Origin of the sequence: Vibrio salilacus (genome assembly GCF_002811245.1) — a bacterium.
Taxonomy (GTDB): Bacteria; Pseudomonadota; Gammaproteobacteria; order Enterobacterales; family Vibrionaceae; genus Vibrio; species Vibrio salilacus.
Map to the genome: position 1 here is coordinate 158,173 of NZ_NIVQ01000005.1, position 15,140 is coordinate 173,312.

Annotated in this window: 15 protein-coding genes and 1 tRNA gene; 7 read left to right on the forward strand and 9 right to left on the reverse strand. The window is 45.9% G+C overall.

Annotation, left to right across the window (positions count from 1 at the left end):
* Window position 1: 1 nt before the first annotated feature.
* From ispD to folB, 5 genes are all read right to left on the reverse strand, one after another.
* On the reverse strand, window positions 2–703 hold the full coding sequence (gene ispD, locus CDZ87_RS05375) for a 2-C-methyl-D-erythritol 4-phosphate cytidylyltransferase (protein WP_100752524.1): 702 nt from the start codon (window positions 701–703) through the stop codon (window positions 2–4).
* Window positions 704–982 (reverse strand): cell division protein FtsB, encoded by a 279-nt coding sequence (gene ftsB, locus CDZ87_RS05380; protein ID WP_100752525.1) that lies wholly within the window; start codon window positions 980–982, stop codon window positions 704–706.
* Window positions 983–1,082: 100 nt separating this feature from the next.
* Window positions 1,083–1,886, reverse strand: coding sequence for an undecaprenyl-diphosphate phosphatase (locus CDZ87_RS05385; RefSeq protein ID WP_100752526.1), 804 nt, complete (start codon window positions 1,884–1,886; stop codon window positions 1,083–1,085).
* Between the two features lie 14 nt (window positions 1,887–1,900).
* Window positions 1,901–2,389 (reverse strand): 2-amino-4-hydroxy-6-hydroxymethyldihydropteridine diphosphokinase, encoded by a 489-nt coding sequence (folK, locus tag CDZ87_RS05390; protein ID WP_100752527.1) that lies wholly within the window; start codon window positions 2,387–2,389, stop codon window positions 1,901–1,903.
* Complete coding sequence (gene folB, locus CDZ87_RS05395) at window positions 2,386–2,739, reverse strand: dihydroneopterin aldolase (RefSeq protein WP_100752528.1); 354 nt, start codon at window positions 2,737–2,739, stop codon at window positions 2,386–2,388. Before folB ends, folK begins: the two co-directional genes overlap by 4 nt.
* A gap of 156 nt (window positions 2,740–2,895) precedes the next feature.
* Here folB and plsY point away from each other — a divergent pair, with 156 nt between their 5' ends.
* Window positions 2,896–3,492, forward strand: coding sequence for a glycerol-3-phosphate 1-O-acyltransferase PlsY (gene plsY, locus CDZ87_RS05400; RefSeq protein WP_100752529.1), 597 nt, complete (start codon window positions 2,896–2,898; stop codon window positions 3,490–3,492).
* Between the two features lie 38 nt (window positions 3,493–3,530).
* Here the strand turns inward: plsY and CDZ87_RS05405 are convergent, their stop codons facing one another.
* Together CDZ87_RS05405 and tsaD are read right to left on the reverse strand one after the other, a co-directional pair.
* Window positions 3,531–4,346, reverse strand: coding sequence for an alpha/beta fold hydrolase (locus CDZ87_RS05405; RefSeq protein ID WP_100752530.1), 816 nt, complete (start codon window positions 4,344–4,346; stop codon window positions 3,531–3,533).
* Between the two features lie 91 nt (window positions 4,347–4,437).
* Window positions 4,438–5,454, reverse strand: a complete 1,017-nt coding sequence (gene tsaD / locus CDZ87_RS05410) for a tRNA (adenosine(37)-N6)-threonylcarbamoyltransferase complex transferase subunit TsaD (protein ID WP_100752531.1) — start codon at window positions 5,452–5,454, stop codon at window positions 4,438–4,440.
* Window positions 5,455–5,684: 230 nt separating this feature from the next.
* On the opposite strand from tsaD, the gene rpsU reads away from it, so the two are divergent.
* The 5 genes from rpsU to CDZ87_RS05435 all read left to right on the forward strand — a co-directional run bounded on the left by rpsU (window position 5,685) and on the right by CDZ87_RS05435 (window position 10,414).
* Window positions 5,685–5,900, forward strand: coding sequence for a 30S ribosomal protein S21 (gene rpsU, locus CDZ87_RS05415; protein ID WP_001145625.1), 216 nt, complete (start codon window positions 5,685–5,687; stop codon window positions 5,898–5,900).
* A gap of 26 nt (window positions 5,901–5,926) precedes the next feature.
* Window positions 5,927–6,370 (forward strand): GatB/YqeY domain-containing protein, encoded by a 444-nt coding sequence (locus CDZ87_RS05420; protein WP_100752532.1) that lies wholly within the window; start codon window positions 5,927–5,929, stop codon window positions 6,368–6,370.
* Between the two features lie 106 nt (window positions 6,371–6,476).
* Entirely contained in the window at window positions 6,477–8,234 is a 1,758-nt protein-coding gene (gene dnaG, locus CDZ87_RS05425) for a DNA primase (protein ID WP_100752533.1), read from the forward strand.
* 98 nt (window positions 8,235–8,332) lie between these two features.
* Window positions 8,333–10,186, forward strand: a complete 1,854-nt coding sequence (rpoD, locus tag CDZ87_RS05430) for an RNA polymerase sigma factor RpoD (RefSeq protein WP_038173794.1) — start codon at window positions 8,333–8,335, stop codon at window positions 10,184–10,186.
* Window positions 10,187–10,338: 152 nt separating this feature from the next.
* A tRNA-Ile gene (locus CDZ87_RS05435) sits at window positions 10,339–10,414 on the forward strand.
* A gap of 47 nt (window positions 10,415–10,461) precedes the next feature.
* Here CDZ87_RS05435 and CDZ87_RS05440 read toward each other — a convergent pair.
* Entirely contained in the window at window positions 10,462–11,601 is a 1,140-nt protein-coding gene (locus CDZ87_RS05440) for an HD-GYP domain-containing protein (RefSeq protein WP_100752534.1), read from the reverse strand.
* Window positions 11,602–11,737: 136 nt separating this feature from the next.
* Window positions 11,738–12,589 (reverse strand): co-chaperone DjlA, encoded by an 852-nt coding sequence (djlA, locus tag CDZ87_RS05445; protein ID WP_100752535.1) that lies wholly within the window; start codon window positions 12,587–12,589, stop codon window positions 11,738–11,740.
* Window positions 12,590–12,736: 147 nt separating this feature from the next.
* Between djlA and lptD the strand changes: the two genes are divergently transcribed.
* Window positions 12,737–15,109, forward strand: a complete 2,373-nt coding sequence (gene lptD, locus CDZ87_RS05450) for an LPS assembly protein LptD (RefSeq protein ID WP_100752536.1) — start codon at window positions 12,737–12,739, stop codon at window positions 15,107–15,109.
* Window positions 15,110–15,140: the final 31 nt, after the last annotated feature.

Below are 15,140 nucleotides of genomic sequence, written 5' to 3' on the forward strand. Positions count from 1 at the left end.
GTTATCCTTTGTTTTTGTTGAGATAAAACTCAGCCAACGCCAAATCTTCCGGTTGGGTTATTTTGATATTGTCCGCTCTCCCTTGTACCAGTGCAGGACAATGGCCTAGCCACTCGATAGCCGAGGCTTCATCGGTAATGGCGACGCCTTGCGCTAATGCGCCAGATAAAGCATCAAAGAGCATTTGAGTTTTAAACATTTGTGGCGTCAGTGCATGCCATAGTGCTTCCCTATCAACGGTATGATCGATCTTTTGCTGACCATTAGCGCGTTTCATCGTATCTCGCACGGGTGAAGCAAGAATAGCGCCATTCGCGTTGGCTAGCGATTGCTCGATTAAGTTGTCGATATCGGCCAAAGTGATACACGGCCGGGCGGCATCGTGTACCATTACCCACTCTGACGTTTGTTGCGCTTGCACATAGTCAAGCGCCGATAACACCGAGTCAGCGCGCTCTTTGCCACCTGAAACTTGGACCACATCGGGACGACTTGCTAGCGATAGCTCAGCAAAATAGGGATCACCGTCGGTCACCGCAATGACTACTTGCTCAACCTTAGGGTGCGAAAGCAGTTTCTTAACGGTATGTTCGAGAACCGTTTTACCTTCGATAGTAAGATATTGCTTAGGTCGATCCGCTTTCATACGGCTACCGACCCCCGCTGCAGGAACAATCGCAACCAGTGAAAAAGGCGTTCGCATTTAGTTATCCTCACCGATAATTCGATAAAAGGTTTCACCGTCTTTGATCATTCCAAGTTCGTGCCTTGCTCGCTCTTCAATCGCATCGAGCCCTTGGCGCAGATCGTCAATTTCAGCGAACATTTCATCATTACGTGTTTGAAGGTTGCTATTCACTTGATGCTGAACTTGGGTTTCAGCATTGATCGCTTGAAAATCGACAATACCATTTTTACCTAGCCACAATTCATATTGTAGCCAGCCTAAAATCAGGATTAATAACAGAGCAAAAATTCGCATATCGTCAATCTAAGCAGAGAGAATAGAAAGACCACATATATATCACAATGTCACTGCTGGCGCGAGATTGCACTGTGTGGCCTTGATTAAGATTATGCGCTTAATTGATCAATAAGAACGTAAACAAAGCGCCACCTAATATCAAACGATAAATCACGAATGGCATCATCCCCATCCGTGAAATCAGCTTAAGGAAAAAGTGAATACAAAGGTAAGCACTAATAAATGACGTCACGATCCCTGTCATGAGAAAGCCAATATGAATCGGTTCTCCGCTGGTGACCAATTTAAGGCCAAGATACCCTCCCGCAAGAAGGATAATAGGGATCGACATTAAGAAAGAAAAGCGAGCGGCGGCTTCGCGAGTAAAGCCAAGATACAGCGCTGCGGTGATTGTCGCGCCAGATCGTGAAGTACCTGGAATCATAGCCACCGCTTGACTAAGGCCAATGAATATCGCTTTTTTCCAATCCGCTTGATACTCATCATCGGTCAGCGTGGCTTTCTTATCAACGTGCCAAAGCAATAAGCCAAATACGATTGTCGTGGTGGCAATCACCCACGCACTGCGCAGATAAAGCTCTATGACATCTTTCATCAACAAGCCAAACACACACGCCGGAATGGTGGCCAATAGGATCATCCACGCCAACTTTGCTTCTTTACTCCGATCGCCATTAAATATCGACGCAAAAAACGCCCGCAGTAAACTCACCACTTCATGACGGAAATAGATCATTACCGCCAACAGAGTACCGACGTGAACGGCAACATCAAACGCTAAGCCCTGATCTTCCCAACCTAAGATCGCCGAAGGCAAAATCAGGTGGGCAGAGCTAGAAATGGGCAAAAACTCGGTTAGCCCTTGAATTAAAGCAAGGACAAAGGCTTCAAAATAACTCATCACAATCTCATTAATTAATAGCTAAACCACAGTGGAACTGGAGTGAGGGTGGTATCAAAATTCGTTTGTTGCCTGATTTGAGCGATATTGCGTCCATCTGCAGGGATTACCCGTTGTGGACAAAGCTCGTAGAGTGGCTCAAGCACGAAAGCATAGTGAAATATGTCACTGCGAGGCAGCTCTGGTTGCGATGCACTCACTTGCTCGCCAAACAGAATAATATCGAGATCTAAAGTTCTCGGCTCGAACTTGCTGGCATTGTCAGCCCGTCCCAATTTCTGCTCGATAGTACGTAACTGCTTGGCAAATTCGGCTAAGCTCAGTGGTGTTTTCATTTCAACAACGAGGTTATAAAACGCTTGGCTGTCAAAACCTACTGCCTCACACTCAAATATCGTCGAAAGACGCAACTGCTCGCCGATCCCACTGAGTTCATCAATGGCAGCTGCTATGTGTTTACGCCGTTGTATGTTTGACCCAACCCCAATATAGGTTGTGATCATAGCTGACCTCGCTCGATGACAACCCCAACCCCTTTGGCTTGTGGTACCGCGCCTGGTTTGGTCAGGCGAATTTTAATCCAAGGCACATTAAAGTGCGTCATGATAAGCTCTGCCACCTCTTCGGCGACTCGTTCAACCAGTAGAAAGCGACCTTGTTCGATGTAACTCAGTACCACTTGGCTGACCTGCGAATAATCGAGTGCATCAACGACATCATCACTTTTACCCGCGGGTCGGTTGTCGTGAGCGATTTCTAAATCAAGCACTAACTTTTGCTTAATCTGTTGCTCCCAATCGTAAACACCAATGGTGGTAATGACTTCTAATTGATCGATAAATACTTTATCCATATGTGTCTTCCTTTACAGGTCGGATACCCAAGAGGGGTAAAAAGTCGTACTATTTGTTGCTCAAACTCGGCTACTGCCATGGCTTGAGAGTGTCAGGCGCGTTATGATATCAGTTACTTGCTTGGCTAACACCTGTTTCAGACGAGTTACTCTACTATGACCCCATTAGCACTGATCATGATCATTTTCGCCTACCTCTTGGGCTCGATCTCAAGTGCGGTATTGATCTGTCGGGTACTACGCTTACCCGATCCACGTGGTGTGGGCTCAAATAACCCTGGCGCAACTAATGTGCTGCGAATTGGTGGCAAAAAAGCGGCCATCGCAGTGCTACTGTGTGACATGCTCAAAGGCACGATTCCGGTCTGGGGCGGCTACTTTTTAAATATTGAACCGATCATGTTAGGCATCGTCGCCATCGCGGCCTGTTTGGGCCATATGTATCCGATTTTTTTCCATTTTAAAGGCGGAAAAGGCGTGGCTACCGCACTCGGTGCAATTGCGCCAATCGGGATCGATCTTAGTGCGATGATCATTGCAACTTGGATTGGGGTGGCGTTTTTATTCCGCTACTCATCGTTGGCTGCGATCCTCACGGTACTACTTGCTCCCTTTTACACCTGGATGGTCAAACCGCAATACACGCTTCCCGTCGCGATGTTGTGCTGCCTGATTATCTTTCGCCATCATCAAAATATTAAACGACTGTTTGAAGGGACTGAACCTAAGGTTGGCGCCAAGAAAAGCGGATAAAAAGCCTCATAGCAAGGCTTTATTTTACATCAACATATCTACGCGTAAACACGTGTCAAAAAGCGCTTAAGCATCTGAGTGACAAATTCAGGCTGCTCGAGGTTAGAGATATGCCCTGCTTTAGGGATCTGAATCAGCTCTGAACCTGAAATACAATCATGCATCAGATAAGACTCAAGCACTGGGCGTGGTTTATCTTCTTGACCAACCGCTATCAATACTGGCAACGAAAACTTTTCAACCTCGTCAATCTGATCGCGACGACCAAACACCATTCGACCCACACGCGCGACTTCGACCGCACTCTCACCTTTTAACTCTGCCAATTGTTGTGCAAAGCCCTTGGCAAGCTGCGGGTTATCTTGCTCAACGTTATTGGCGAAAAACAGTGGCGTAATTGCCGCAATCATCGACTCAGGAACGGCCTGTAGCTCAGAGATAGTCTCTAGCATCGCAAAATACTTGGCGTGCGTCACCTCAGGTTCAAGACCGACAAAGGTGTCCATTAAAACCAGTGATTGCACTCGCCCAGGCGCTAACGTCACCAGCTCAGTGCCCCACATGCCGCCGACTGACAGACCAACCACTGAGAAGTTTTCAATGCTTAAATGGTCGAGCAAGGCAAGTACTTGCGCCGCATAATCCTGTAGTGAACGTGTTGTCGCAGGACAATAATCAGACTGACCATGAGCCCACAGTTCTGGCACGATACAGCGATAATCTTGACTCAAGGCTGCAACTTGTGGGGCCCACATTGCACTGTCCCAAAGGTAGCTATGGCCAAATACAACTACGGGTCCTTGTCCTACATCTAGGTAGGCCATCTCGCCTCCATCAACGGCAAACTTATTCATTTCTTCTTTCACTCATTTCATCTGGCGGTAAGGCTTAGTGTTAAAAAGTCGCCATAACGGCGACCCTATTGCTATTTATCGTGACAACCGATTAACCAATCGGCTCCAACTGGTCAATTGGCCAACGTGGCGTTGCTTGTACAGCAAGATCGGCCACTTCACCATTTTTCAGACGTTGCATACCTGCATACGCAATCATTGCACCATTGTCGGTACAAAATTCAGTACGCGGATAATAAACTTCACCACCAATTTTCTTTGCTAGCTGCTCAAGGTCAGAACGCAGACGACGGTTAGCACTCACCCCACCTGCAATCACGATGCGCTTAAGGCCAGTTTGTTCCAATGCACGCTTACATTTAATGGTTAACGTGGCACAGACTGCCTCTTCAAACGCCAGTGCAATATCTGCGCGGGTTTGTTCGCTAGCATCATTGGCAGCAATCGTATTGGCCGTAAAGGTTTTCAGCCCCGAGAAACTCATATCCAAACCAGGACGGTCTGTCATTGGGCGTGGGAATTTAAAGCGACCCGGAGTGCCTTTCTCTGCCAATTTAGATAATAACGGGCCACCGGGGTAATCTAGCCCCATCAGCTTAGCGGTTTTATCAAACGCTTCACCGGCCGCATCATCAATCGACTCACCTAAAATTTTGTACTCACCAATGCCTTTAACTTCCACCATCATCGAGTGGCCACCCGACACCAAGACCGCAACAAATGGAAAAGGAGGCGGGTTGTCTTCAAGCATTGGAGCCAACAAATGCCCTTCCATATGATGCACTGGTACTGCCGGCACGCCCCATGCGTAAGCAAGGCTGCGACCAATCGTTGCACCAACTAACAAGGCGCCGACCAAGCCTGGTCCTGCGGTGTAAGCAACACCATCGATATCTTGCGGCGTTAAGTTCGCTTGTGCCATGGCCGCTTTAATAAGCGGTATGGTCTTTTTAACGTGATCACGGGAAGCCAGTTCCGGGACAACACCGCCGTAGTCAGCGTGTAACTTTACTTGACTGTAAAGCTGATGGGAAAGTAAGCCTTTCTCATCGTCGTAAATAGCAATTCCTGTTTCATCACAAGAGGTTTCGATACCAATAATGCGCATGGTTTACCTTGGATGTTTCTGTGTTTAATTCAAAATTGGCGCAATCTTACCGCGCCTTTGCTTTGCAAACAAATTTTGTGCAAACTCTACCCAACAAAATACTTTACAAAGCTAGTGTGATCAGATTAAAATTCCGCACCATTTTTGATCAAGCTGGTTATGACTGAAAATATTTAGTTCAGTCCACTAAGTTACCAGCGTTAACGAATAACCCCTGAGGTGAAAGGCATATGCCAGTAGTTAAAGTACGTGAAAACGAACCGTTCGACGTTGCACTACGTCGTTTCAAGCGCTCTTGCGAAAAAGCAGGTATCCTTTCTGAAGTGCGTCGTCGTGAGCACTATGAAAAACCAACTACAGTTCGCAAACGCGCTAAAGCAGCAGCTCAAAAGCGTCACGCTAAGAAGCTAGCTCGCGAAAACGCTCGTCGCGTTCGCCTGTACTAATAACTAAGTCCAAAAGGATTATAGTTATGGCTCTTATTGACAAGCTCAAAGAAGAGCAAAAATTAGCGATGAAAGCCAAGGACAAAATGCGCCTTGGTACTATTCGTTTAGCCTTAGCAGCAATTAAGCAACGTGAAGTCGACGAACGGATTACTCTGGGCGATGACGACATTCTTGCCGTGCTGACTAAAATGGTTAAACAACGTCGCGATTCTGTCGCTCAATATGAATCAGCAAATCGTCAAGATTTAGCCGATGCTGAGAAAGCAGAAATTACGATACTTGAGGACTTTATGCCTCAACCGCTTAGCGAAGAAGAAGTCGCAACACTCATTGCCAGTGCAATGACTGAATCTGGCGCTGCGGGCATGCAAGACATGGGTAAAGTAATGGCTATTCTCAAGCCTCAGATTCAAGGGCGTGCAGACATGGGTAAAGTAAGCGGTTTAGTTCGCGCTAAATTGGCTTAACCTCCCAACCCAATTGCAGCAAGCCGTGCTCTCCTTTGGAATGCACGGCTTGTTTGTATCTACCCTTTCGATGTTTTTAATAGTTAGTGCGTTTTTCTAAGGTTTTATGGCAGGACACATCCCTCGCAGTTTCATTGATGACCTCCTCGCTCGACTCGACATTGTCGACATTGTCGACGCTCGCGTAAAACTTAAGAAAAAAGGCAAAAACTACGGCGCTTGCTGCCCTTTCCATAACGAAAAAACACCGTCATTTAGTGTCTCGCAAGAAAAACAGTTTTACCACTGTTTCGGCTGTGGTGTGCACGGCAACGCCATCGACTTTATGATGGAGTACGAACGTCTTGATTTTGTCGAAGCCATTGAAGAACTCGCCTCATTTCTAGGGCTTGATGTTCCTCGTGAGCAGCGTCAAGGTGGCGATTTCAACACTAACCAACCCCAAGTCAATTCCGAGCAAAAACGAAATCTTTACGACTTGATGGGCAGCATTGCACAGTTTTATCGCGATCAGCTTAAACAACCCAGCAGTAAAGTGGCCATCGAGTATTTAAAAGATCGTGGGCTTTCTGGGCAAGTTGTGCAAAAGTTTGGTATCGGTTATGTGGCGGATGAGTGGGATCTGGTACGCAAAAACTTTGGTCAAACCCCACAGACGCAAGAGATGCTCGTTTCCGGCGGTATGCTGATTGAAAACGACAAGGGCAATCGCTATGACCGTTTTCGCGGTAGGGTGATGTTCCCGATCCGAGATCGCCGTGGTCGAGTGATTGGTTTTGGTGGCCGCGTGATTGGCGATGGCACACCAAAATATCTCAACTCACCTGAAACACCGATATTTCACAAAGGCAAAGAGCTATACGGCCTGTATGAAGTGATGCAAGCGCATCGCGAGCCGAAACAGATTTTAGTCGTAGAAGGTTATATGGATGTGGTGGCGCTGGCGCAATATGGGGTCGATTACTCCGTGGCGTCACTGGGCACCTCAACAACTGGTGATCATATCCAGCTTTTGTTCCGCCAAACCAATACGGTCGTGTGTTGCTACGATGGTGACCGAGCGGGTAAAGAAGCGGCATGGCGAGCATTAGAAAATGCGTTGCAGTACCTTAAAACGGGCAACACACTCAAGTTCCTTTTTTTGCCAGATGGCGAAGATCCTGACAGTTATGTGCGTCAACATGGTAAAGAAGCTTTCGAACAACAAATAAAGCAAGCAACGCCACTCTCGAACTATCTGTTTGATAACCTAATTGGGATTCATCAGTTGAATCTTGGCAGTAACGAAGGTAAATCGGCCCTTCGCGCACACGCGAGTGCATTGATCGAAAAAATCCCCGATCCGTACTTCCAAGAACTATTAGAGAAATTGCTTGATGAGCGGACAGGCTTTGATAATCGCTTACGCCAGTCACGTAACAAACGTAGTGTAACTCGATCTCAACCGCACAAAGAGATCAAACGTACACCAATGCGACAAGTGGTCACTTTGCTTATTCAAAATCCGAGCTATGCTGAAATGGTACCAGACCTCTCGAGCGTAAGAGAATTATCAGTACCAGGCTTAAGTTTATTTGTGGAAGTGCTTGAATATTGTCATCAGCATCCCAATATCACTACAGGCCAGTTACTTGAGTATTGGCGAAATAGTCGCCACGAAGCACTAATGTCGCGTCTTGCAGGGTGGGAAATCCCCCTCGATGACGACAACGAGCAAGATATATTTTTAGATTCATTGGACAAGATACTTGCCCAATGCGTTGAAAAACAAATTGAAAACCTGCAGGCCAAAGAAAGAAGTGTCGGTTTATCAACCGAAGAGAGAAGGGAGCTGCTAGCATTAATGCTAGATTTAAAAGCGTAACCCTGTTCGATTAGTCAGCAATAAATAAATTTGTTATGATGTGTGGTTTGCAACTCGCATACTAATTCCTTCACCAGATACTAAGTTGGATACCGTCTATGGATCAAAATCCGCAGTCACAGCTAAAACAACTTGTCATTAAAGGCAAGGAACAGGGCTATCTGACATACGCAGAAGTAAACGATCATCTGCCGGCAGAAATTGTCGATTCAGAGCAGGTCGAAGATATCATTCAGATGATTAACGACATGGGCATCCGAGTAGTAGAAACTGCTCCTGACGCCGATGACCTAGCACTGAACGATGACGATACAATCACCGATGAAGATGCGGCCGAAGCGGCTGCAGCTGCGCTTTCAAGCGTAGAAAGTGAAATCGGCCGCACCACTGACCCTGTGCGCATGTACATGCGTGAAATGGGTACAGTTGAGCTATTGACTCGTGAAGGCGAGATCGATATCGCCAAGCGTATTGAAGATGGTATTAACCAAGTTCAAAATGCAGTTGCGGAGTATCCGGGCACTATCCCATATATTCTTGAACAGTTTGATAAAGTTCAAGCCGAAGAGCTACGCCTTACTGACCTTATCAATGGCTTTGTTGATCCTGATGCCGATGAAACTGCAGCACCCACTGCGACTCATATCGGTTCGGAACTCGCTGAGTCTGATCTGAAAGATGAAGATAAGGAAGAGGAAGATAAGGAAGAAGACGATGAGGATGAAGAAGAGGAAGATACAGGTATCGATCCTGAGCTTGCTCTTGAGAAATTCACATCGCTGCGTAACACATTCCAAAACTATCAGTTAGCGTGCAACGAATACGGTAGAGAAAGCCCGAAAGCGCAAATCGCCCACGAGCTTGTTATTGACGTATTTAAAGAGTTCCGTCTAACACCAAAACAGTTTGATTACTTAGTAAACGAGCTGCGTAAGTCGATGGAACGTGTCCGTACCCAAGAACGCCTGATCATGAAGGCGACCGTTGAGTACGGTAAGATGCCGAAGAAATCATTCATTACCCTATTCACTGGTAATGAATCAAGTGAAGCTTGGTTAGATGAGATTCTTGCATCGGATAAACCGTATGCAGAAAAAATCCGCCGTAGCGAAGAAGATATTCGTCGTTCAATCGCCAAACTGAAAGTGATCGAAAAAGAGACGTCTTTAACAGTACAAAACATTAAGGACATCAGCCGTCGTATGTCTATCGGCGAAGCGAAAGCTCGCCGTGCGAAGAAAGAGATGGTTGAAGCGAACTTACGTTTGGTTATTTCTATCGCTAAAAAGTACACCAACCGTGGTCTACAATTCTTGGATCTGATTCAAGAAGGTAACATCGGTCTGATGAAAGCGGTAGATAAGTTCGAATATCGTCGTGGTTACAAGTTCTCGACCTATGCTACTTGGTGGATTCGTCAGGCGATCACGCGCTCAATTGCAGACCAAGCACGCACCATCCGTATTCCGGTGCACATGATCGAAACGATCAACAAGCTCAACCGTATCTCGCGTCAAATGCTTCAAGAGATGGGTCGTGAGCCGCTACCGGAAGAACTGGCCGAGCGTATGCAAATGCCAGAGGATAAGATCCGTAAAGTACTGAAAATTGCTAAAGAGCCAATCTCTATGGAGACACCTATCGGTGACGATGAAGATTCGCATCTTGGTGATTTCATCGAGGATACCACTCTAGAACTGCCATTAGACTCCGCGACTTCAACCAGTCTTAGAGTGGCAACCAAAGACGTTCTAGCGGGTTTAACACCTCGTGAAGCTAAAGTACTGCGTATGCGTTTTGGCATCGATATGAACACTGACCATACTTTGGAAGAAGTAGGTAAGCAGTTCGACGTAACCCGTGAGCGTATTCGTCAAATCGAAGCAAAAGCATTGCGTAAGCTTCGTCACCCTAGCCGCTCAGAAACTCTGCGCAGCTTCCTTGACGAGTAATTACAGCTGTTATTTGGCATGATTGATTAAAAGGTGAGCAGAAGCTCACCTTTTTTGTCTCAATTGGATTTAAGTGGATAAAATCTAAGCGCATTTACCCTATCTACTGGCTAGACAGCTAGATCCTCATCCCCTATAATCAATCCCCTAACGGCCCCTTAGCTCAGTGGTTAGAGCAGTCGACTCATAATCGATTGGTCCGCAGTTCAAGTCTGCGAGGGGCCACCAAATTTTAGAAGGCGTAGCAGGTCAATACCTGCTACGCCTTTTAGCTTTCAATAACACCCATCTTTAGGATCGCGTTCCGGGTAACGCGCTATAATCGCCTTGAGTGAATGTTGATGCTCACGCAGCACGTTGACGCAATCACGATCTAACTTCCCCTCGCCTACCATCTTCTCTAGCTCTAACAAGGCATAAGGAATCGACCACGCTTGCTTATAGGGTTTATGGCTAGTCAAAGCATCAAAAATATTGGCAACGCAGACAATACGGGCACTGATTGGTATTTCTTCTGCTCTCAGGTGACGCGGGTAGCCACTACCATCTAAAAATTCATAGTGATAGGCAATAATATCGTGAAATAATTCGATACTTGGATGTTGCACTTCTCCCAGCTCCAAAGCGATCTGCTCAAGTAGGCTCTCTCCCTGGAAAATATGATTTTGTAGTAATGTTAGTTCTTGCGAAGTCAATGGCGTTTGTTTACACAGCAGCTTCGCAGGCAACATGACTTTACCGATATCATGAAATTGCGCAAACAACGTTAAGTGCTCGACCCACTCATCATCAAGGTCATACTGTTCAGTAAGTCCGAGAGCAATCATATTGCTATAATCGGCCACTCTTTGCTTGTGCGCGTAAGATTCTCGTTGATATGCAGGTGAACGGGCCACCAAACGGTGTGCTTTTTCAACGAGCTCATTCACTAATTCAAATTCAGAAAGAATCGCACTCTGAAGCATGTCAATGTAGGGCTTTAATATCGAAAAGTCCTGCGCATCAAAAGCCATTTTTTGATAAGAAATAAGGAAAATAAAACCACGGAATTGACGAGCCGAAAAGGTTGGTATGACTAGGCTCGATTGATAGCCTTCGCCGATTAATGAGTCAATCAGCGTTGAAGTACGTAAATGATGTAAATCCGATAAGATAATATACCCGCGTGTTTCAATACAATGTTTAAGTGCGGGCAAGGCGCTGATTGGCGCTTTATCATGAGCAAGACTTAATGCCAGACCCGAACTATCGGCATAGGTTTTAAGTAAGTGATCCCGCGTATTATAAAGCACAAAGCACACCCTATCGACCTGCGAATGATGAACTTTCATACGCTTATGTAGACTGACTAATTGTTGATTCAACGGGTGTTGGCACGGCCTACGCACAGCCATACGCTCAATTGCAACTTCCATGATCACACACTATTTCTTTTCTCTACTCAAACAAGTGTAGTTATAGTGGCGACACTCTCACAAATAATAAGTCACTAAATTTGCTATTTTATTGATCTAATCCCAGTCACGCTCAACATTCGTTGCTCAAAACACGTTAAAAGCCTTTACTTTTCTTTATCAAATCATAAGCATTTTGAATTTCTTGTGCTTTCTCTTTCGCGACGTTCATCATCTCTGGCGGCAGACCTTTGGCCATCAGCTTATCAGGGTGGTGTTCATTCATAAGCTTGCGGTAAGCACGCTTAATTGTTTTTGCATCCGCACTACTATCAATGCCAAGTGATTTATAGGCATTACTCAACTGGTCAGCGCTCGTTGCCTGCTGCCAATCGCCATTCGACTGATGAGACTGGCCTTGCCCTGAACCAGAAAAACCGCCCTGTTGGAAACGAAATGCGGCTTCTTGCATGCGCAAACGCTGCTCTAACTGATCAGATGAAAATCCCAGTCCGCGCGCAATCTTATGCAGTACATTGCGCTCGCTCGGATGCAGATCACCATCCGCAAAGGCGGCTGATATCTGTAGTTCTAAGAAAAACTGGATTAAGTCAAAACGACCACTTGACGAAATACGGACTCGCTCCAACACGGTTTCCAATGGGAAACCAGACTCTTTCCCTTCACGAAAAGCCTCTTGAGCGGAACGACGCTGCTCACCATGCAGGCCCATTCGATCCATCATCATGGTTGCAAGCTGAATCTCTTCACGAGTCACTTGGCCTTTCGCTTTAGCCACATGCCCCATCACCGCAAACGCTGCTTTAAAGAACTCTTCCTGACGCTCGGTTTGGCTCGGGCCACCACCAAATCCAGAATTAAAACCCGCTTGACGCAAGCGACGTGCTTTATCGAATTGGTGACCAATAAATAGGCCGAATAATGCACCGAACGGCCCACCTAATAGTAAGCCAAAAAATGCGCCAAGAATTTTGCCAAAAATATGCATTATGTGCTCTCAATCTATGAATTTTTACATCGCAACGCGGTCTGATAGTGCTGTTAGCTACAAATTACTTTATGATAAGGACCGTTTTATTTTCATTCGGTCACCTATTCACCGGATATATCAAGTTCAACAGGATAGTCAAACTCGATGTCACTTTTTCCTCGCACCTTGTTAGCCGCTTCGATCAGTGCTGCATTTTTAGTGTCTCAGACTCAAGCTGAAACTATGTTAGATGATAGTGTGCAGGAACTGCCCGCTATAGATCAATGTTTGATCAACGAACCTGAGCCAGAAAACCCAAATCAACTTCCAGTCAATGTCGAAGCGGACAGTCTAGAGGCGATTAATGGAAATAAGGCAACCTACCGCGGAAATGTGGTGGTGGTGCAAGGTAAAAAACGCATCCAAGCGGATTACGTGACCATGCATCAACAAGAAAACATTGTTGTCGCTGAAGGTAATGTGGTGTTCAGCGATGGTGAAGTCAAGACCATTTCTGACAAAGCCACCAACAACCTTAATACCGAAGAAGTCACGCTCGAGAATACCCACTATCAATTTTTATGTGAGCCTGGACGCGGTCAAGCCGTCTATGTCGCGAAAACGGGCAAAGCCGTTTATGAAATTGAAGATGGTACAATCACCTCGTGTCCTGAAGGTGACAAGTCATGGCGCATGCGTGCTTCCAGTATCGATATCGATCAGAATGAAGAAGAAGCGACGTTCTACAATCCACGCTTTGAAATTGCCAATGTCCCTATATTCTATTTGCCGTTTTTAACCGTTCCAATTGGCGACACACGAAAAACGGGATTTTTATACCCAACCGTCTCTTACGGCTCTAGTGATGGTTTCGAAATGGAAGTGCCGGTTTATTGGAACTTGGCACCCAACTACGATTTAGAAACCACCTTCAAATACATGCAAGAGCGTGGAACCCAGCTAAATAGTGAATTCCGCTATCTGTCTGATTTGGGTTACGGCAATATCAAATCCGAATATTTGCCGGACGATAAGAAGTATCCAGAACTCGGCGATCGTTGGGGCTTTCAATGGCAACACTCGGGGATATTTCAACAAAACTGGAAATTTGAGGGCGATTATTCCAAAGTCAGTGATATCCGCTATTTCTCAGATATCGACTCAAGCATTGGTAATCGTGAAGATGGTCAACTGGTGCAAGAAATGAAAGCGACCTACCGCTCAGCGAACTGGGATGCTTCGATTCTTGCTCGTGACTTTCAAGTACTGACAAGCAGTAATAATTTACCTTATCGATTGCTGCCTCAGCTTGAGTACAATTACTACGCACCAGAGCTAATGCGCTATCTTGACTTTGATATGGTCACTCATATCTCACGTTTTGATACTGACGCTAAAGACAAACCCTCTGCGACCCGGGTACATATTGAGCCAGGATTGACCATCCCTGTTGGCACCACTTGGGGCACATGGACCACAGAAGCCAGAGTGCTAGGTACCTATTATCAACAGGAATTGGATGGCATTGATACTTCTTCAAAGCAGATTGCTGACTCTTCCGGTACTCTTATTGATAACCCATACTATGGTCTGAAAGAGAATGTCTCACGCGTCATTCCAGAGTTTCGTTCGCATGCCGGTATTGTATTAGAACGTGACACCGCTGTGTTTGATAACTATACCCAAACCCTAGAGCCTCAAGTTCAGTATCTATATGTACCTAAACAAGATCAAAGTGATATCGCCAAGTACGATACAACCCTACTGCAGACTGATTACTACGGTTTATTCCGTAGTCGTAAATTTAGCGGCGTCGATGAGATCGCGGCCGCTAACCAGTTTAGCTATGGTGCCTCGACTCGCTTCTTTGATGATGGTTTTAAAGAGCGTCTTAATATCTCATTTGGTCAAATCATCTATCTAGATAGTCAGCAGCGTATCGATTCATCAACCGATTCTCCTTCAAACTATTCCGCATGGGCGGTAGAGGCAGACTTTAACTACGACGACTATCTGTTCTTCCACGGTGGTATTCAATATGATATCGATACTGACGAGGTGCAGATGGGTAACAGTACTCTCGAGTACCGATTTAGTGGTGGTTATATCCAAGGTAACTACCGCTATGTCACTAAAGAGTACATCGATAATACGGTCGACTTTAATATCGACAGTATTACACCAGAAGGGATTTCACAGGCTGGTTTGTTAGCGGGTTACCAGATATCAAGAAACTGGAATGCGAGCGCTCAGTATTTCCATGATCTGACCACAGATGAAGCACTTGAATGGCTAACCCGTCTCAACTACACCTCGGATTGTTGGTATATCGGTTTTACTTACAGCAATCAGCTCCAGAGTTGGAATGGTGACTACATTAACTCCACCACAGCAACACCACAGTATGAGAACAACTTTAGCCTTAACTTCGGTATTATTGGCTTTGGTACTCAGATTGGCGCCGGTTCTGGCTTAGCAGGATTAGATGGTGCCGGGAACTCTTTAGGTTACGGCCGACCTTTCTTCTTAAACAACTAATGACGATACTTGCTGTCTATATCAGCAGGTA